Source organism: Myroides profundi, assembly GCF_000833025.1.
Taxonomy (GTDB): domain Bacteria; phylum Bacteroidota; class Bacteroidia; order Flavobacteriales; family Flavobacteriaceae; genus Flavobacterium; species Flavobacterium profundi_A.
The window spans coordinates 2547494-2566547 of the sequence record NZ_CP010817.1 but is presented as its reverse complement, the minus strand read 5'-3'; the positions used below and the strand labels follow the sequence as shown (position 1 = coordinate 2566547).

21 protein-coding genes are annotated in these 19054 nt (G+C 33.3%); 15 read left to right on the top strand and 6 right to left on the bottom strand.

From position 1 onward, the window contains the following. Positions 1 to 6 precede the first annotated feature (6 nt). From ureG to MPR_RS11245, 4 genes are all read left to right on the top strand, one after another. Entirely contained in the window at positions 7 to 645 is a 639-nt protein-coding gene (gene ureG, locus MPR_RS11260) for an urease accessory protein UreG (RefSeq protein WP_041892663.1), read from the top strand. A 1-nt stretch (position 646) separates the two neighbouring features. Then, entirely contained in the window at positions 647 to 1435 is a 789-nt protein-coding gene (locus MPR_RS11255; RefSeq protein WP_041892661.1) for an urease accessory protein UreD, read from the top strand. Between the two features lie 41 nt (positions 1436 to 1476). After that, on the top strand, positions 1477 to 2388 hold the full coding sequence (locus MPR_RS11250) for an urea transporter (RefSeq protein WP_041892659.1): 912 nt from the start codon (positions 1477 to 1479) through the stop codon (positions 2386 to 2388). An 80-nt stretch (positions 2389 to 2468) separates the two neighbouring features. Beyond that, a complete protein-coding gene (locus tag MPR_RS11245) occupies positions 2469 to 3356 on the top strand; it encodes a helix-turn-helix domain-containing protein (protein WP_041892657.1) in 888 nt (295 codons plus the stop codon). Between the two features lie 73 nt (positions 3357 to 3429). On the opposite strand, the gene MPR_RS11240 is transcribed toward MPR_RS11245, so the two are convergent. Further along, entirely contained in the window at positions 3430 to 4059 is a 630-nt protein-coding gene (locus MPR_RS11240) for a TetR/AcrR family transcriptional regulator (protein WP_041892655.1), read from the bottom strand. 1145 nt (positions 4060 to 5204) lie between these two features. Here MPR_RS11240 and MPR_RS11235 point away from each other — a divergent pair. From MPR_RS11235 to MPR_RS11195, 9 genes are all read left to right on the top strand, one after another. Next, entirely contained in the window at positions 5205 to 6485 is a 1281-nt protein-coding gene (locus MPR_RS11235; protein WP_041892653.1) for a T9SS type B sorting domain-containing protein, read from the top strand. Between the two features lie 189 nt (positions 6486 to 6674). After that, the gene (locus MPR_RS11230) at positions 6675 to 7442 is read left to right on the top strand and encodes a sulfite exporter TauE/SafE family protein (protein WP_041895441.1); all 768 of its coding nucleotides are present in this window, start codon (positions 6675 to 6677) and stop codon (positions 7440 to 7442) included. Positions 7443 to 7448: 6 nt separating this feature from the next. Then, complete coding sequence (locus MPR_RS11225; RefSeq protein ID WP_041892652.1) at positions 7449 to 8588, top strand: hypothetical protein; 1140 nt, start codon at positions 7449 to 7451, stop codon at positions 8586 to 8588. Between the two features lie 11 nt (positions 8589 to 8599). Further along, the gene (locus tag MPR_RS11220) at positions 8600 to 9289 is read left to right on the top strand and encodes an SMI1/KNR4 family protein (protein WP_041892650.1); all 690 of its coding nucleotides are present in this window, start codon (positions 8600 to 8602) and stop codon (positions 9287 to 9289) included. 113 nt (positions 9290 to 9402) lie between these two features. After that, complete coding sequence (locus MPR_RS11215) at positions 9403 to 9999, top strand: GrpB family protein (RefSeq protein WP_041892647.1); 597 nt, start codon at positions 9403 to 9405, stop codon at positions 9997 to 9999. A 153-nt stretch (positions 10000 to 10152) separates the two neighbouring features. Further along, positions 10153 to 10635, top strand: a complete 483-nt coding sequence (locus MPR_RS11210) for a DUF7000 family protein (protein ID WP_041892645.1) — start codon at positions 10153 to 10155, stop codon at positions 10633 to 10635. Between the two features lie 343 nt (positions 10636 to 10978). Then, complete coding sequence (locus MPR_RS11205) at positions 10979 to 11695, top strand: hypothetical protein (protein WP_041892642.1); 717 nt, start codon at positions 10979 to 10981, stop codon at positions 11693 to 11695. Positions 11696 to 11699: 4 nt separating this feature from the next. Then, positions 11700 to 12413: a YwqG family protein gene (locus MPR_RS11200; RefSeq protein ID WP_041892640.1), complete on the top strand. Its 714-nt coding sequence runs from the start codon at positions 11700 to 11702 to the stop codon at positions 12411 to 12413. Between the two features lie 138 nt (positions 12414 to 12551). Beyond that, on the top strand, positions 12552 to 13580 hold the full coding sequence (locus MPR_RS11195; protein ID WP_052472728.1) for an NAD(P)-dependent alcohol dehydrogenase: 1029 nt from the start codon (positions 12552 to 12554) through the stop codon (positions 13578 to 13580). A gap of 208 nt (positions 13581 to 13788) precedes the next feature. Here the strand turns inward: MPR_RS11195 and MPR_RS11190 are convergent, their stop codons facing one another. Beyond that, positions 13789 to 14403 carry a DUF3267 domain-containing protein gene (locus MPR_RS11190; RefSeq protein ID WP_041892638.1) on the bottom strand — a complete coding sequence of 205 codons (615 nt, stop codon included), beginning with the start codon at positions 14401 to 14403 and terminating at the stop codon, positions 13789 to 13791. A 146-nt stretch (positions 14404 to 14549) separates the two neighbouring features. Between MPR_RS11190 and MPR_RS11185 the strand changes: the two genes are divergently transcribed. Then, a complete protein-coding gene (locus tag MPR_RS11185; RefSeq protein WP_041892636.1) occupies positions 14550 to 14843 on the top strand; it encodes a thioredoxin family protein in 294 nt (97 codons plus the stop codon). A 173-nt stretch (positions 14844 to 15016) separates the two neighbouring features. On the opposite strand, the gene MPR_RS11180 is transcribed toward MPR_RS11185, so the two are convergent. From MPR_RS11180 to MPR_RS11165, 4 genes are all read right to left on the bottom strand, one after another. Next, the gene (locus tag MPR_RS11180) at positions 15017 to 15853 is read right to left on the bottom strand and encodes a hypothetical protein (RefSeq protein WP_041892634.1); all 837 of its coding nucleotides are present in this window, start codon (positions 15851 to 15853) and stop codon (positions 15017 to 15019) included. 6 nt (positions 15854 to 15859) lie between these two features. Continuing rightward, complete coding sequence (locus MPR_RS11175) at positions 15860 to 16462, bottom strand: hypothetical protein (protein WP_041892632.1); 603 nt, start codon at positions 16460 to 16462, stop codon at positions 15860 to 15862. Between the two features lie 205 nt (positions 16463 to 16667). Next, complete coding sequence (locus tag MPR_RS11170; RefSeq protein WP_041892631.1) at positions 16668 to 17273, bottom strand: hypothetical protein; 606 nt, start codon at positions 17271 to 17273, stop codon at positions 16668 to 16670. Between the two features lie 50 nt (positions 17274 to 17323). Beyond that, a complete protein-coding gene (locus MPR_RS11165) occupies positions 17324 to 17950 on the bottom strand; it encodes a hypothetical protein (RefSeq protein WP_041892629.1) in 627 nt (208 codons plus the stop codon). 249 nt (positions 17951 to 18199) lie between these two features. On the opposite strand from MPR_RS11165, the gene MPR_RS11160 reads away from it, so the two are divergent. Continuing rightward, complete coding sequence (locus MPR_RS11160) at positions 18200 to 18763, top strand: YqiA/YcfP family alpha/beta fold hydrolase (protein WP_041892627.1); 564 nt, start codon at positions 18200 to 18202, stop codon at positions 18761 to 18763. Positions 18764 to 19054: the final 291 nt, after the last annotated feature.

The following is a 19054-nucleotide window of genomic DNA, read 5'->3' as shown; positions in this document are numbered from 1 at the left end:
AACAAGATGGAAAATAGAAAATATATTAAAATAGGAGTAGGAGGACCTGTAGGGTCAGGTAAAACAGCTTTATTAGAACGCTTGAGTCGTCGATTATTAAATGAATATGATTTAGCAGTGATTACCAATGATATTTATACTCGTGTAGATGCAGAGTTTATGGCTAAGAATAGTCTATTGGCAAAAGATAGAATCATCGGTGTAGAAACAGGAGGATGCCCTCATACTGCTATACGAGAAGATGCGAGTATGAATCTGGAAGCTGTAGATGAGTTAGCTAATCGTTTTCCTGATTTAGAGTTGATTTTTATCGAGAGTGGAGGAGATAACCTATCATCTACCTTTAGCCCTGACTTAGCGGATATTACCATTTTCGTATTAGATGTAGCAGAAGGGGAGAAAATGCCAAGTAAAGGAGGACCAGCCATTACACGTTCTGACCTATTGTTAATCAATAAGAAAGACTTAGCCCCTTATGTAGGTGCAGATCTAAATGTGATGGAGACAGATGCAAGACGTGTTAGAAAAGGAGCCCCTTTCTTATTCTCTAATTTAAAAACAGGAGAAGGGTTAGAAGAAATAGTAGGTTGGATTAAAAAATATGCCTTGTTAGAGGATATTGAAGAACCAAATTTATTGAGATAATATGATTTCATCATTAGATATAAAAGTTGAGCAACGTGAGGGAGCTTCTTATTTGAAAGACGCTTACGTTACTCAACCTTTTCGAATTGTACCAGTAGGGCAATATAAGAGAGATAAGGCAGCTTATCTGATGATTATGAGTTCTTCCCCAGGACTCTTAGATAACGATGATCATCGCATCTCTATTCACCTTGCAGAGTACACTAAACTACAATTACAGACACAAGCGTATCAACGTCTTTTTCACATGAAGAATAAGTCGATGCAAACCACTGTAATAGATATGAAAAAGGGAAGTGCCTTTGCCTATGTTCCTCATCCAGTAGTCCCTCAGAGTTCATCTACTTTTATCAGTCGTAATAAAGTAGAAATGAAGGAAGATTGTCACTTTTTACTTTCTGATATTATTACTTGTGGAAGGAAGTTATCAGGAGAAGAGTTTGAGTACAATCACTTTCAGAATTTGACGGAGATCTATGTAGAGGGAAGGCTTACAGTAAAAGATAATGTTCTATTACAACCTGATTTAATGCCTATTAAAGAGATAGGTATTTTAGAGGGGTATACTCATCAAGGAACTCTGATTTACTATAATACAGCTAATGTATCTGTACTAGAATACATAGAGTACTTCTATGAACAGTATGGACAGCTCGATCATATAGAGTTTGGTATTAGCTTACTAGAAGGAGATGGTTTTATGATTCGAGTTTTAGGACAAGGAGCAGAAAAGCTATTTACTATATTTCAAACAATTCAACAGAAGCTATGGGATGAGTTGTTTTTATAACAGCCTAAGTAGATTTTAATTAAAAACTCAAAAATAAAACCATGAAAGAACTTATAGTTCATTGTTTTAAGGCCTTTTTTAGAGGTTTTGGACAGATTATGTTACAAGCCAATGCAATAACAGGAATACTTTTTTTAGCAGCTATATATTACGATTCTACTAATATGGCTTTAGCCGCATCTCTGAGTAATATCGTTGCAATAGTGACAGCTAAGTTATTGAGATTTGATAGGCAAGACATAGAGAAAGGGCTATACGGGTTTAATGCATGTCTAATAGGAGTAGCTTTAATATTTTATTTTGAACCTAGTATTTGGGTATATGGCATGATGATTATTTCATCTGTTTTATCAACCATTATAATGGGATGGGCAATAAAAAAGGAATTACCAGCTTATACATTTCCCTTTATTCTTTTTACTTGGGTTTCACTGTTTATTCTAAGTATACCTGATTTAGCGATTCGTTCTGTACCTGAGCACTTTGTAGATATAGAAGAGCTGGATGACTTTTTAATTCAAGGTCATGCTTTTGGACAAGTATTATTCCAAGGGAGTTTTGTAGCAGGAGTTGTATTCTTTTTGGGAGTGTTTATCAGCCGACCTATACAGGCGTTATATGGTTTTGTAGCAGTGATAGTCAGTGTGTATATTTCGCATAGTAGTCATGCCTCTAATGCCCTAATTAGTGAAGGGGTATTTAGTTTTAATGCTGTATTATGTGGTATTGCTATGGGAGAGGATAAAGTACGCGCAGGCATGTATGTCTTGATCAGTGTAATTATCTCCACTTATTTCGATATTTTTATGATTAAGTATGGATGGACTACCTTGACATTTCCCTTTGTATTCGCGATGTGGGTGATGTACCCTATCAAGCAGTTAGACAAATGGATAGTGAAGAAATTAGAAGAATTAGGAGTTACTAGTTTTATCGCTAAAATATCTAAGTAATATTAGCAAAATATTAGCTATAGACTATTGATAATGATCTATTTATTTTATAAAATTTGCCTTAATTATTTGGTTGAAATATGTCGAAGCCGTCTATTGAAATATTGAACAACTATCAGTATAAGAAGTTGTTTTTGCCTCATCTAGATCACAGTTATTTAGAGAATGATAGCAAGATTCAAGTTTATCGTTTAGAAGACTATTTAAGAGGTATTTTAATGCCTGTTATCCCGTATCGTACTACATTTAATTTTATGATAATGTTGACTATGGGAGAGATGACACAATATTTAGATAGTGGAGCTTATAGTTTATCTAAACATGAAATAATCAATGTAAAGAATGGAAATATAACCGCCACTCTTTCTATATCAGATGATATTAGAGGATATTTTGTGGTCTATGAGAATGATGTGGTTACAGATATATCATTAGGGGCAACTGATTTGAAGTTTTTTGCGATGAATCCTCATGTAAAGCTTAATGAGATGAACGCGAGTTGGGTAAGTAGAACATTAGATTTATTAGAAGAAGAATCTTTAAGTGAGAATAGGGACGTGGAGATTTGTGTTACCTTGTTAGAGACTATATTAATGAAGGTAATTCGTGTAGATATGGAAAAGAAGACTCCGATGAGTAGACAATTAGATATTGCCTTTCGATTTAGGGAGTTAGTTCAAAAGTTTCATATTGATCATAAGAATGTACTGTTTTATGCTAACCTTCTTCATATTTCAGAGAATTATCTCAATAAATGTGTCAAGGAAGCTACTAATAAACCACCTAAACAGTGGATTAATGAAATCAGTATCTTACATAGTCAGATACTCCTCCAAGATAAAACACGAGATATCGCTGGTATCGCTTTTGAATTAAAATATAATTCGCCTTCCTATTTTACGAGGTTGTTTAAAAAGGTGACAGGGTATTCACCGAGTGATTATCGAAAACATAAGTTTATATTATAACTCGCCTTTTATTGACGATATTTATAACAACAAAGAGAATAGATATAGGCTATACTATTCTCTTTGTTGTTTTTTACTTTTCGAAGGCCTTGTCTACAATAGAATTCATTGCCTCCTTTATCTTTTGTCTTCCTTCATTACTGTGGAGGTCTATACCACAGAAGTACCTTCCATTGTGTTCAGCGTATAAGTTGAGGTAATATGCCCCAGATACAAGAATAGCCATTAAAGCGCGATAATTATCTGCTTTATCCCCGAAGTGATGATCAGATACATTCTTAAATAGCACTTCTCCTATATCTTCCTGCTTAGCTATAATTTTCTTTAAAGAATCTCTGTCTTCAGATAATTGCCAAAGCATTAGTTTTTGAAACTCCTTATTCTGTTGAACGAAGTCGTATTGTTCAGCAATTAATGCTTTACCTATCTCTTTTCCACCATCTTTGGATGCTTCATCTAATAATAAATCAGGATCTATATTGTTCCAGAAATATTGAGAATTAATATATTCATCAAGTAATTGGTCTACTCCTCCAAAGTAGTTATAGATAAGTTTTTTGTCTAATCCTGCTGTTGCAGCGATATTATTAACCTTAAGAGCAGAGTAACCTTTTTCCTTTAAGATTATTCCTACTGCTTGAAGTAAGGTTTCTTTACTTTTTTCTTTATTTCTCTCTCTTGGTTTTTCCTTTTTCTCTGACATAATGAAGTAAAAAAAATATTTTATCAAAAGTACTAAATATTAAGTCACCATTAAGTGATTTATTTTATATTTGCCCTGTGAAAGAAGCTTAGTAGATATTGAAACCTAAGTATTAATGGAGGCGAAATTAGTGTTTTGTATTGATTACGTTCTTTTTATGAAGAAGGATTAGTCTGATAATATTTTTTATAAAAATAATATTAGAGTCCATATTCTTTTTTTATAGAATGTAAGAAAGCAATTAAAAAATTAGGTATAACCCTATAAATATAAGTATTATGATAAAATGGTTGTTAAGTGCTGTTGTTGTGATTTATTCTCTTGTAATAGAGTTTATTAAGCATCTGTTGTAATGCTATTTTTATAGTTGTATAATAAAATATAGTTCTGGCCGAATTATTGACACGTTGTTTGTAAAAGGATTCTAGTTAGTGTATTAACTAACTAGAACCTTTGTTTGTTTAACAGAAGGATATGATCTACCTTTTATTAGTATTCTATATACAAGATAAGGTATTATATATATGAAAAAGAAAATTAGTAATAAGAGTCAAGTACCTTAAGGTATTTGACTCTTATTTTTTTTAAATACAGTTTTAATGATCATATAGGCATAGAACATAGCTGAATAAATGATAAAAATAGTTGAAAACAAAATATTCACAATTAGCGATTATTTGTTTTGAAATAAGATTGTAATTTAACAATTAATCACTAGAAGTATAAATGATGTATACATATCCTATATGGTACTCACTAGAGGTGAATAGTGGTGTTTTATAAATTAGTTTTTGTAATTGTTATTTTATGAGTATTAATCGTGTATCTGTATAATATTTTTATCTATTGTGTATAAATATTTGTATAGTATTAAATATTGTGAGTTAAGTATTATTTTTGTATTTCTAATAATTATGATAAAGTAAGAAATAGTATGTTGGTTTTATAAGTATTTAAAACTAGTGAAATTGCTAAAAATATCTAATGGAAGTATAATTAGTAACAAAATTTTATACAAAATAGATTAATTGGTGCGATTTTTGGTTTTATTGTAAAACGACCTTGTTGGGATAAGGTTAAAAACCAGAAATTGAAAGTAAATATTGCTTTTAAAGCTGGGAATAAAATGAATAAAAAGAGTAGTTATGAAAAAGAAGAATATCAGTTTAATAGTTCTTGGACTAGTGCCATGTATTGCTTCAGCACAAACTGTAAATGAAGGAATATTATCCGTTTTGTCAGGTACAGAAATGGGTACTGTAGCGGAGTTTATTAACGAAAAGAAAGGTGACTTTACAAATGATGGTACTGTTTATTTCTTTAATGATTTCACAAACGAAGGAATCTATAGTATTAGTAAAAATGCTAAGACAGGTAAAGTTGTGTTTAGTAGATACGAGGATGAGACAGGAGTACAGACTATTTCGGGTAACTCATTTACTGAGTTTTACGATGTAGTTCTAAACAATCCACAGACAGCAGGTGCTTTTGATCTTAAAGCAAATATAGATGTATATGGAACAATGGATTTCCAAGACGGAATTGTAAAGATAGATTCTACACTGAATGCCGTAACAGGACTATCAAAAGGTATGATCAGTTTCCAAAAAGGAGCAAAGTCAAAGAATGTAAGTGATAAAAGTTTTGCTGATGGTGAGGTAGAGAAAATAGGTAACGATGAGTTTATGTTCCCTCAGGGAAATAAAGGTAACTTTAGATATGCTAAAATCTCTGCTCCTAAGAGTGATAAATCTGTTTATGTTAGTAGATATATTTATGATGATAAACAGTTTTTTGAATCGCATAGTAATAAATCTGGAGTAATTAATTTATTAAACACTAAGGAGTTTTGGTTAGTAGATAAAGGAAACAGTACAGAAGGAGATATATTATTAACATTGAGTTGGAGTGAGAACACTACACTTAAGGAGATATTGGCAAATCCAGAGAAAGATCTACATATCATCCGTTGGGATTCACATAACCTTATTTGGGTAGATGAAGGTGGAGTAGTAGATGTCGCAAATAAAGAAGTAACAACAGCTACTGCTGTAAAGGGGTATGGGTTCTTTACACTAGGGACAGTAGATACTGATATTATATTAGATGGTGATGTGGTTGTATATAACGCTGTTTCTCCTAATGGAGATGGTAAGAATGATTATTTTATCATTGATAATATTACTCGTTATCCTAATAATAAAGTACAAATTTTCAATAGATGGGGAGCTAAAGTATATGAAACAACCAATTATGATAGTAATGGTAATGTGTTTCAAGGGTACTCAGAAGGACGTGGAACTCTTAATAAAAATGCTAAGTTACCAACAGGTACTTATTTCTATGTGTTAACCTATGAATATTCTGATGCTAGAGGTTCTAGAATTATCAAAAAACAAGGTTATCTACACTTAGAGAATGAATAGCGTTAAAAAAAAATGATTAATATAGTTATTAAGGCCTTATTGACATAAATGATCTTAATACAAAATGAAAGAAAACCACTAACATTTGTTAGTGGTTTTTTATTGGCTAGTGGTTTTAAGATAAAAAAGGAAAAATACACTTTAGAAGATAAAGTAATACTTTTACATTTGTGTACTTATAAAACACAAATGGAATTAGATATCTTATTGTATTTAGGAATAGTTGCTTTCTGTGCAGGGTTTATAGATGCCATCGCAGGAGGAGGAGGACTAATACAAACACCACTAGGCTTAGCCTTATTACCTCAAATACCCGTGTCAACAGTAATAGGTACACTTAAGATTCCTGCTTTTTCGGGAACGGCAATAGCTGTTAGACAATATCTAAAGCAGACTAAGATAAATTGGATGTACTTTGCCCTATTGGCATTGATTTCTTTTGGAAGTGCTTTTGCAGGTTCTTATGTCTTGACAATAGTGAATAACGACTTTATGAAGCCCTTGTTATTCATCATCTTAATAGCCCTATGGATATTCACTTATATTAAAAAGGACTTCTCTAGAAAAGCGATTACTAATATCACAGATAGACAGAAGTACATCTGGGGAGTTATCATTTCGGTAGTAGTAGGTTTTTACGATGGTTTTATTGGGCCAGCTACAGGTACTTTCTTTATTATGGGATTTGTTTTTCTAATTGGTTTTGACTTTTTTAAAGCATCTGCTTATGCAAAATTGATTAACCTAGTGACTAATTTTGGTAGTATCTGCTTATTTTTATTAAAAGGAGCTATTATATGGAAAGTTGCTATCCCAATGGCTGTTTGTAACGGTTTAGGAGGGTATTTTGGAGCGAAGATGGCTATTCTAAAAGGACAGGTATGGGTGAGATATATCTTCTTATTCATCATGTTCATCGCTATTTGTCGATTTGGATATGAAGTGTGGTTTAAATAAGAAAATATGGAAAGAGATAAACCATTTTACTTATCACTGACTAAAGAGAATAGTCACAAAGTAAAGATAACAGCAGGACAAGGTCGTTTTGCGATAGGTACTAAGGGAATTACAACGTCTAAATGTGATGCTTTAGTAGAGAGAGAAGATGTTATTAATTGGGACGTATTTAATGAGTTTCAAGTTCCTGCAGGCGGTAATTGGCCTCGTGTGATGGAGTACCACGGAGATGATACGTCATTTATCCAGTGGAGCGCTACTCGGGAGATGGAACAGCTAGATTGGGCGCCACTAGACTGTACAGAGGCTGATTTTAGTCAAGCAGCTTTCAGAAGATTAGTAGTGACTATTGATCATCCTATTCGCTTAATATTAGGCAAGGGAGTGAAAGACATCTCTGTTAGAGGGAAGGTCAGCAATCTAACTTTAGAGAACTATGAGCACCTAGAAACTTTGTCTTTTTCGTTTGTTAATGATAATGTATCTCCCTTGAGATTACAAGTACTTAAAACGACAGCACATATCAAGGAGATCAATATTTATACTAAAGTGAATGGACAACCTTTTGATTGCAGTAGTTTATTACAGTTTTCTAATCTGAAAGCCCTAGCATTATCTGGGCACTTATGTAATCTAGATGTTTTAAGTCAATTGAAGGGATTAGAGAGACTAGAGTTGAGATACGCGCCTACCTTAGAAGGTATCCCAGCATTGAATAGTTGGGCTAATCTAGATTACTTTATTGGTTGGAATATAGAAGATAGTATAGGAAAACAACTCAAGAAACAATTAACTGAGCTAGAGAAGGAAAGAACCTTTAAGTACGCTTCTGTTTCTAATTTAAAGAAGCCTGAGTGGTTTATTACAGAGTTTAGTATTCCATTTGGCTCTTGGGTAGGGAAGAACAATAAAGTGGCTGTAAAAGCGTATAAAGAGGCTCTCAAGGTAATTAAGAAAGCTAAAACGAAAGAGGAGGTCAAGGAAGCAATCAGAGTTTTAGTAGAGATTGTAAATGATCTACCGAATATCGAGACTACAGAGAGAGAGGATACTTGGGAAGCAGTCATGCAATTGGTTTCTTTTAGCTCTTTAGTAATAGCGGAAGAAGAAGCTAATAAGTGGTTTGACGAATATAGAGACTTTTAAAATGAATAGCTATGACTATAACAGAATTAGAACAGAAATATAATATCGTTTATCCTGAGCTTTATAAACAGTTAGAACAGGATAATATGTTAGAAGTAGGAGAGTACAGCCAGATGTGGTATGCTACGACATTTCCGAAGTTAAAAGATAATCCACCCTTATTGTTATTTAGTGATGATTTTGAATTAACGCCTTTAAAGGATGTTGACGAAGATATAGCCTGGCTAAGAGATCCTGATAATTATATGGAGATAAAAGAAGAGTATAACTTTATTTCGTTTGCTAAGAATGGAGCAGGTGATATGTACTGTTTTTTTATGAGTGAAGAGACTGATGGTGATTATCCTATCGTATTTGTATGGCACGATGATATTGAGGCTACTTATGAAGCGAAGAATCTAAGAGACTTTATCTTTAAACGCATCGTATCAGATATGAGTCAGCTAGATACGTATAACAATCAGTCTGACGAAGAGTTTATAGAGAACCTTAGGGCTACTCTAAAGACACATACACAATATCTATCAGATGATAAAGTAGCTCTTCTAAAGGAGTTAATAGAACGTCCTATTATCGATTATACGATAGAAGGATGGAGTGAGAAATGTAGGGGAGTATTGACTGATATAGAGTATAAAGAGATATTAGAGAAGTACATTCCTTATGAAAAGATGAATGTATCCTTTCCATACTCTGAATAAGATAGTTGAAGCACCAATATTGTTTATTGGTGCTTTTTTTTGCTTTAGTTTAAAGTGTCTTAAAGAGTGAGGAGTATCTTTGTCATGAATAGACCCCAATATGTCAAAGAACAATGAAAGTTAGTTTCGAGAAATACAATCCTCAGTGGAGAGAAAAGTTTGACTTTATAAAAGGAGAATTAGCTTCTGTATTAAGTTATCTAGAGGTACAGATAGAGCATATCGGGAGTACTGCTGTAGAGGGGTTATCTGCTAAGCCTATTATCGATATTATGATAGGATTAAAATCGGAGGAAGATCTAGATAAACTGCCAAGTCTTATGACAGCAAAAGGGTATATCTATTATGAACTATACAATGAAGATATGCCCTACAGACGTTTTTTCGTTAAGCTAGATCAGGAGCCTAGTGTATATGGATTTCCTACTGAGATAGGTATAGGAGAAGAAGTACCTGAAGGACTGCACAATCACGATATAAGAGTAGCGAACATACACGCTATCCCAGTGGATAATATGAACTGGATACGGCATATCGCTTTTAGAGATTACTTAAGAGCACATCCTGCTGTAAAACAGGCATATCAAGAATTAAAAGAAAAACTAAGTACAATGGAGTGGAGAGATGGTAATCATTATAATGAAGGAAAGGATAGTTTTATAAAAACAGAAGAAGCTAAAGCTATAAAATGGTTTTTAAATAAAAAGTAATAATAATGTTTCTTTAAATGTTAAAATTATTTACTATATTAGTAAATGTTAAAAAACAAAAGAAAGTTTATTATTAGTTCGCATAAAAGCCGTAGCCTTATTTAAAGACCACGGCTTTTTACTTTATATATATCTTAATCTAAAGACAATACGATGAATAATAAAATAAGAGCGTATCAACAAATAGTAAAAGGAGGGGAAGTACCTACAGTATATAAACACCTGTTATCCCTAGTAATGCGTATAAAAGCTCACTTAGAAAAAAGAGATAGTCGCTATGCGGGGTTTAAGTTTAGCAATGTATCTCCGGGTTATATGGATTATACCTACTTTCCTTTTTATAACGAGTATTTAAGAGGAGAGTTATTGCGTTTTGGGATTGTCTTAAATCATGCTGAGATGCGTTTTGAGTTATGGCTCATGGGACAGAATGCTGAAATACAAAATAGATATTGGCAGTTATTAAAAGATAGTAAGTGGAATCAGGGAGTGGAGCAGATGCCTATGTATAGTGTATTAGAAACAGTATTAGTAGACAATCCTGACTTTGAAAATAAGAAGGAATTATTCGAAACGATAGCTATTCATGCAAAGCGTGATATAGACGAAATCATGGACTATCTGCAAGCATTATAATCTTGTGATACTTGTATGTAGTTGGTATTTTGTTTTGGATGAGCGTAAAGTAGTTGTAATATCATTCTGTAGTGAGTCCGTTTTTTTGCCTAAAATAACGGACTCACTACGGACTCACTACGGACTCACTACGGACTTATCCTGCCTCGTCCTACTATAACTGTACAGTTTCTTTGATCTCCACTAACTGTATTGTATGTTTTTAAGAAGAAAGTACACTCTTCAGAAGTAGTTAGACTGGTGTACTACTGTGGTAGTACTTCTCTAAAATAGCTGTTTTCATTAAGGTGAAAGCAGATTTAAAAATGTATTTTCGTGTTTTATTATAGAAAAAAGAAAGTCAATGGAAATCGTGTTATACCCTAAATTTGAAGAGGTTTTTATAGATGATACAGTAAGGGGAATCTTCTATCCGCTGTGTACAGTGGAACTAGCTTCTGGTAAGAATGTACACTTTGTCTCTCATAATGGTATCTGGACAAATGATGAAAGTAATTCTGATCAGAACTCATTTGATCATTTTTGTTTCTCACTAAAGGAAGGTAAGTATGTATTTAGTGGAGATATCACCCTATATAAAGGACATAAAGTGGCTCAGGCCGTATCTTCTGTATTAGAAGAAGAGTTCTGGACAAATGCAGACTATTATTTTAAAGCAAAGATGTCTTTAGGAGACTATACTGAGAGGGTAATGCCTTTAGTGGCCGATTTAGCTGATGATGAGCTAGATCTAGAGACCTATATAGAGTTCTTCTATGCCTATTCTTTAAACAAATTAGTTTTTCAGAAAACAGGACAATTTGCTAAATATAGACAATTAATAGATGGCTTTGGCAAGGCAGATCCTAGCCCTTATGTGTATAAAGTGGGAGACGAAGATTTTGATACTACCTTGCGTTATAACGAACTAAGTGAGATAGCTCCAGCTTCTTTAATATCAAAAAATTATCTCCCTATAGGGATGACGATAGGATGTGAGTTCTTTACAGATGGCAATGACTGCGTACTTTATTATAATGAGAAAGAGAAAACCGTCATTTGCCTTAATACTTATTCTTAAGATTATGAAAACAATAGAACAACTAAAACAAGAGATAGGACGCACTATCACAGCCTTTGAAGTAGGAGGCTTTCGTCCGCTAAATACCATTGAAGAATCATGGATTGCTCGTGTTACGGCATATAAAGAAGAAGAGGGAATACCGCTAGATGATCATGGGAGAGAGATGATTCCTTTGTTACAATTGTATTTACCTACTCTGCCTTTTGTACCCAAGGCTTTAGAGGGGATTGTATTACTGACTGTATTTATGTCTTATGAATTTCCTGAACAATTAGAGCAGATGGGAAATAAATGGGTGATTAGAACCTATGATTCCTTAGAAGGTGTTGTTCAGAAGGAATTGACTAATAAGGATTCTATTTTACATCCATTTCCTTTAAAATCTCGATTAGAACAGGTAGATTATCCTATCTGGGACGGAGGAGGATTAACCTTAGAACAAGAGGATCGAATCTGTGAGATGGAGGATGAGGGGGTGATGGAGAGCTACTACGATGTGTTTGACGCACATTGTTATGACACTAAGTTAGGAGGGTATCCTTCTTACTGTCAGTCGGGTATCGGAGTAGATGAAGAGTATGGAGAGGGATACGAATTTGTATTCCAAATCTCGACTAATGAAAAAGTGAATCTGAATGTAGTAGATAATGGAAGTTTTATGTTTGCTTATAATAAACAATCAAAGGGTTGGAGCATCTATTATGATTTCTATTAATGTATTGCGTATTGTGTAGTTGTGCTGTGAATTAATAAGCATATTGATAGATTACTTGTGTAATGTATAGAGAACGGATATAAACTGACTCTTTTAATTCATTTTTGTAACTTAGTGAGTATACTTAAAACCATAATTATGAAAATGAAAGCAGTACGTTTTTTAGGACTACACGATGTGAAAATCGTTGATGATATGCCTATTCCTGTACCTACAGGAGAGCAAGTATTAATTAAAGTAGCAGGTGCTGGAGTCTGTCATTCAGATTTGCATGTGATAGATGACGGTATCGTACCTGGACCTTTTACCTTAGGTCATGAGAATGCTGGTTATGTAGAGGCAATGGGTGAAAGTGTAACAGGATTTAAAAAAGGAGATGCCATAGTAGTCTATGGTCCTTGGGGATGTGGACATTGTAAGCCATGCAAACAATCTTCTGAGAACTACTGTGATAACCATGCGAGTCAGTCTGCAGGAGGAGGATTAGGATTAGATGGAGGGATGGCAGAGTATATGCTAGTACCTTCTTCTCGTTTATTAGTGCCGATAGGGGACTTAGATCCTGCTATAGCTGCGCCTATTACAGATGCGGCTTTGACACCATATTCTGCGATTAAGAGATCGTTGCATAAACTGTCTCCAGATTCTTATGTAGTTGTTATCGGTATTGGAGGCTTAGGGCATACTGCTTTACAGATATTAAAGGCCATTAGTAGCGCTACTATTATTGCATGTGATATTACTCAAGACAAATTAGATTTCGCTAAGAAAATGGGAGCTACTTATACTGTTAATTCAGCAGATAAGGATGCTGCAGAGCAAATCATAAAGATAACAGGGGCGAAGAAAGCTATAGCTGTACTTGACTTTGTAGGAGCGACCTCTACTATCGAATTAGGAGCAAAAGTAGTGGGATTAAATGGAGACCTTACCATCATAGGACTGTCAGGAGGTAACTATCCTTTTGGCTTCGGAAGAGTTCCTTTTGGAGTGAATGTATCTATACCGTATTGGGGATCTGAAGTAGAACTAATGGAAGTTATAGAACTAGCTAGACAAGGGCATATCCATATCGAAGTAGAGAAGTTTCCTTTAGATCAGGCTCTAGAGGTATATGATAAAATGAGAAAAGGAGAACTGAAAGGTAGAGCCGTATTAATACCTTAAAAGACAGACAGTATATTAAACCCAGAATAAGCGTTAGCCAAATACTACAAAGCAATTCTACTTCATATCTCTTTTATTAGCTCTAAAACCATACTATAGTATGCTTGTATCACTAATTCAGAGCTATTTTGTATAATTACTTTTCGTTTATATGTCTATCACTGATTCTGGGTTAAAAAGACAGCTAATAGGCTGTCTTTTTGTTTAGTTATCGTTTTAGTAAGTAGTATCCCGCTTCTGAAGGGTGATCTAGTACCCATGTATCTTTGTCTTCTTTATGGATGAGGTAAATAATCATAAAGTCTCCCATAGCTGATACAGTAAAAAATATGCCGAATAATAGCATTCCTAAGCTACCTGTCCATATAGCGAGTATAGAAGGGATAAAGCCAAGTATAATAGCTGGCATGATCGCGCCTATACTATAGGCTCTGACTTTAAGTGGCTCTTTACAATGACAGTAAGGAGTGAGATATTCTTTTAGAATACCAAACTTCATAGACTTAAACCCTTTCTTTGTAAAGATAGCCCATGTAGCTCCATGTATAAGCTCATGTACTACGATTCCGAGAATCATAACGACTATGTATAAGAAGCAATAGCCCATGACTAGTAATGGATGTATTCCTTTTAGTTTAGAAATACTAATTATTTCTCCCCAAACGAGATAGTATACAGCAAAATTAACTATCGCAATAGGGATTAAGCTGAATAGTGCATACCCATTTGCTTTTCCTAGATCAATGGTCTTCTTCTCTATGGTATAGTCTTCGAATCCTTCAGGCTTAGGTAGCTGAATAGGAGTAGTGGTATTTTCTTCCAAGGTCTGTTAGTTAGGTTATTAGGTATGTAAATTAAGAAAAAAAACAATATAATGTGCTTTGTACTGTTTAACCTCCCATTCGTATCTGACTTTCTGATAGAATCATCTCTAATTTTGCTTTAGTCAAACGAATTAAAAAAAAAGAAATGAAGTTAACTGAGATTTTAAAAGAAACAGATAAACCAGTATTGTTACAGTTTTTTGCAGAATGGTGTGGACCCTGTAAGATGTTGACTAGGATAATAGATGAATCTGTAGGAGAGGTTACAGAGCATGCCTATTTGCAACGTATAGATGTAGATCAGCATCAGGAGATATCTGCTCAGTTTCACATACGAGCGATTCCTACTATGGTACTTGTAAATCAAGCAGGAGAGGTATTGTGGAAACACACTGGAGTGATGGAGGTAAGAGATATCGTAAAAGAGATAACGAAGTAATTGATTATAAAGAGTTAGCCTAGTGTATATACTTTGGTATATCAGAGTATATAAAGGTTATAATTGCATTTTATATTATATGAGCAAGTAGGCTGATGGTCTACTTGCTTTTTTGATGTTATAAACAAAGGAGCTCATGGAGCTCCTTTTCTGTTTTTATTTGAACATATATATTATTTCATTAATTCGCTAGTAAATAGAGAATTGTCTTTTAAGTGTATTGCCTCGTATTTAATAGGATATAAATAATCTTCTTTAGTAAGAGGACTTGTAATAAACTTGATATAAGCTAGTATTAATTCTTCATTTGTTAAATCAGATGTATCAATAGAGTTTTTACCAAAGAAAAGAACATGTACAGATGCATCAGCTAATATTTCCCTAGCTTCATTATATCGGTTTGTATCTTTATCTTTATATATATTAAATGCTGTTCTTATATTTTCACCTTGTTGCGCTGACTCAATAAGTAAATCCGCTCTTCTTCCAAAATAAGTACTAGCAATTAAAATAGGAGATTGGTTTTTGATTTCATTATATTTTTCATCGGTGATATAAGATCCTGGAATATTCATATCTAGGGAATAAGCTATTCTTTCTTCTATACTTCTATAAATTTTTTTAGAGCTTTTCTCTATACCATAATAATGCTTAGCAGCATCATAGGTATTGTAATATTGATCTAAATCTTTTAGAGCAACTTCTGAAGGAGTGTTAAAAATAAAAGAGATGTTTTGTTTCTGTTGTGCTATAAGAGGATATAATTCTTCTAGTTTTTTTAGCCAACTTTCTTTTGAAGTATCTGTTATCTCAAAACTTTTGATAGCAACAGAAGGAACAATAACTAAAGTCTTATTAGTAATAGCTATTTTTTTTACATCTGAACTTGTTAATGATTTTTCACTGAAGATGGCACCTTGATAGAACTCATCTGATTTTATAAGATAGGATTGGGCGAAAGTTGCACTACTAAAAGCTAAGGCAACTAGAGTATAAAGTATTTTTTTCATGATGTCTTAGTTTTTTGATTCGTATTCGAAGGCAACTTCTAAATATTTGCCACTAGTATTCTTTAAGTAATCATATCTCTTTTTGAATGTAGTGTAGTCTACTTCTCCGTATTCTTGAAGAGAAGCGACGTTGTTTACATTTAATGTCTTATGTGTTCCCTTAATACGGAAGAACGAAGAGTATACAGATAGACTCTTTTTGTCCTCTGATATTTTAGCGAAAGTATAAGACGGATGGTCTTTAGTCGCTTGGATTACGATATTGTTATTCTCTATCTTAACAGTATATTCTTTTACTTTACTTTCGTTATAAGTAACCACTAACTTTTCTTTATCTAAAGTTAGTTGGATAGGTTTTAAGTAGGCTAGAGTAGGTTCCCATTCTTTAGAGACAGTAGTTCCTAGATCTGTAGTCGCATTGTCTTTAAAAGATACTTGCTTAACAATATTCTGAGTACTAAAATCAAAAGTAATTGCTGTGGCAGGCTCAGGTTTCTCTGGGTCAACAATAGGTGGCTTTACTGGGCTGCTGTCATCACTACTACAAGAAGCAGTAATAACTCCTATAGCTAGACACAGGCTAAATAATTTTGCAGTGGTACGTATCATATCAATTCGTGTTTGTTACAAGGTGTAAGATATGTGTTTTTGTTAAAATTAACAATGTTAATTATCCTCAATTGTGTGATTTATACCGTAAAGAAGATTGCGTAAAAATATGTGTAATACTATTTAGTTGATGTTGATATAAGTACTGATGATTATGTCAAAATATGTCTTTTGAATAATAATGAAAAAGCAATAAAAAAGGAGCTCATGGAGCTCCTTGTACTATTTTATATTCAAGTGAAATGCGTAAATACTTTCCTTTAATATCTTTTAGATGATCGAATTGTTTGGTAAAGGATAATAAATCGATTGCTTGATAGTCGTGTATTTCTTCTTTTTGTGTCATTAATGAGACCTTGTCTAATCCATCTATTTGATAGAAAGAAGAGTATAGTGTTATACTTTTATTATCTTCAGCAAGTGTAGCAGCTGGTAGAAGAACGCCATCACCTCTGATAAAGTAGATAGTATGCTCTATCAGTTTGATCACATAGTTTGTATCCTTACCATTGTTTAGTATTACACGTAGGCGCTCTCCATCTAATGTCATGGATACAGGTCGGATAGCTTCTATTTCCTTTTCCCAACTTTGGTCCAAAGTTATTGTCCCTTGATTGGTAATTGCTTTATCTATGAAGGTACTTTGCTGTTCTATAAATACAGAGTTAAAACTATAGGTATGAGGCTCCGTTAGATCAATAATTTTCTCTTCTACAGGTGGAGTGATTTTGATATCATCATCACTACTACAGCTAATAGTAAGAAGACCTAGTGATAATAGCGGAATAAATAATCTACTGAATTTAATCATTTCTAAAAAACATTAATCATAAAGTAAAGATAGACAATACCTAGATATATTTATTCTTTTATTTCATTGCTAAGATGTGTATTTTGATCTGCAAATGATTTGCCACAATTATGACATACACCTTTGCTAGGATCTACATCTTCTTCTTGAGTCTCCCATATATAAGTAGTACCACACGAGCATTCTATAACATAGAAGGGCTCTTGATCAGGTGTTGTTATAAATTTATGGAATACCCCAAAGTCAAGGTTCAACTTACTTATCTTTTTGAGTTCTTTTTTCTTGATTACTCCTATATAATAAGCTTCATCTCCTCTCTCTAAATTGCAGACCGTATAATTCTTAGGTAGTTTCTTACGGATTTGATTAATCATATAAGCAAGAGCTTCCTCTTTGTCAATCTTTTCTTTTTTTACAGCTTTAGAGACTTTTTTGTCTAATTTCTTTTCATTGATTACGAAATCTTCCCCTAGTGTATTCATTCTTTGGCTGATAAAAGAAATGGCATCACTATCTAGATGCGGAGCATTAGCATTGACTTCATATAAGATTTTGTTCTTAAGCAAGAAGTTAAATAAGGCATCTTCAGGTATGGTATCTTTAGTACTTTGTAGAATACGCGTGTACTCCTCAGGAGATAGTAATGCATTTAGCACTTGTTGATTCGCTTGTTTCATAACGGTTTTGTTTTTTCGGTTACATTATCGTTAGTTGAGTGGGTAAGAAATCTTCCTCCAAGATACAAATTAATTTAAGTAAGAAATGTTAATAATGCGAATAATATTTCTTTGTGCATTGATGAAAACGTTGTTTATCGTGTGTTTTAAAATGTTTTTTATAAAAAAAGCTTGTATATGTAATGGATTACTGTACATTTAGCCTGCGATAGTATAGATGATTACTATTGACTAATTAAATAATAAACAATGGACAACCTTTTTTTACTATATATCCATGGATATGGATCAAACAGAGAATCACGTAAATTTTATAATATAAAAGAATCTTTGCCAGACTTTCCAGCTGCGGTTTTTGAATGGGATGAGAACACAGACTTTAAGTTGTTATTACAAACCGCTGTAAGACAGACAGCAGAGATTGAACAGATCATTTTAGTAGGAGACTCTACTGGAGCTAATCTAGCGTACCAAGTAAGAGAAGCTCGTAAAGCACTAGGGTTAAAGACAATATTAGTACTAACAAGTCCATTGCTAGACTATGATAAACGTCTTAATGCTGATCTACAGTTTACAGAGAATCTTCAAGAGAGTTTAATAAAAATAAACAATGTAGAGGATGCATTAGTAATTATGGCTAAAGAAGATGAGGTAATTGACTTTAGTAATTTTGATGTAAAGAATAATGCTTCTAATAGTACTGTGATCTATGTAGATGATAATCATAGGTTAGAAGGGTTTATCAATTATGTTGGCTATATAATAGGTTATATTGTCAATAAAAGTGTAAGACCGGAAGTAGAAGTAAACTAAAATAGCAAAGCAACCCTAGGGTTGCTTTTTTTATGCTATAAAATCAAGGTTCATTATAATTAAGGGTATGGTGATAGATATGCATAGCGTAAGTTTTTTCGTTTATAGGCTTTTTGTAATAAAGATGCCACAAAACACAGAAGTTACCTAAGCTTAACAATAGCGTAAGATTCGTATAGGAAGACATCGCTAATTTTGGGCATTGAAAAAAAGTGACATTCTGAACAGTAAGAGGATATTATTAAACCATTAAATATTCTTTTTAGTAACGAAATACTTTAATACGCTCTA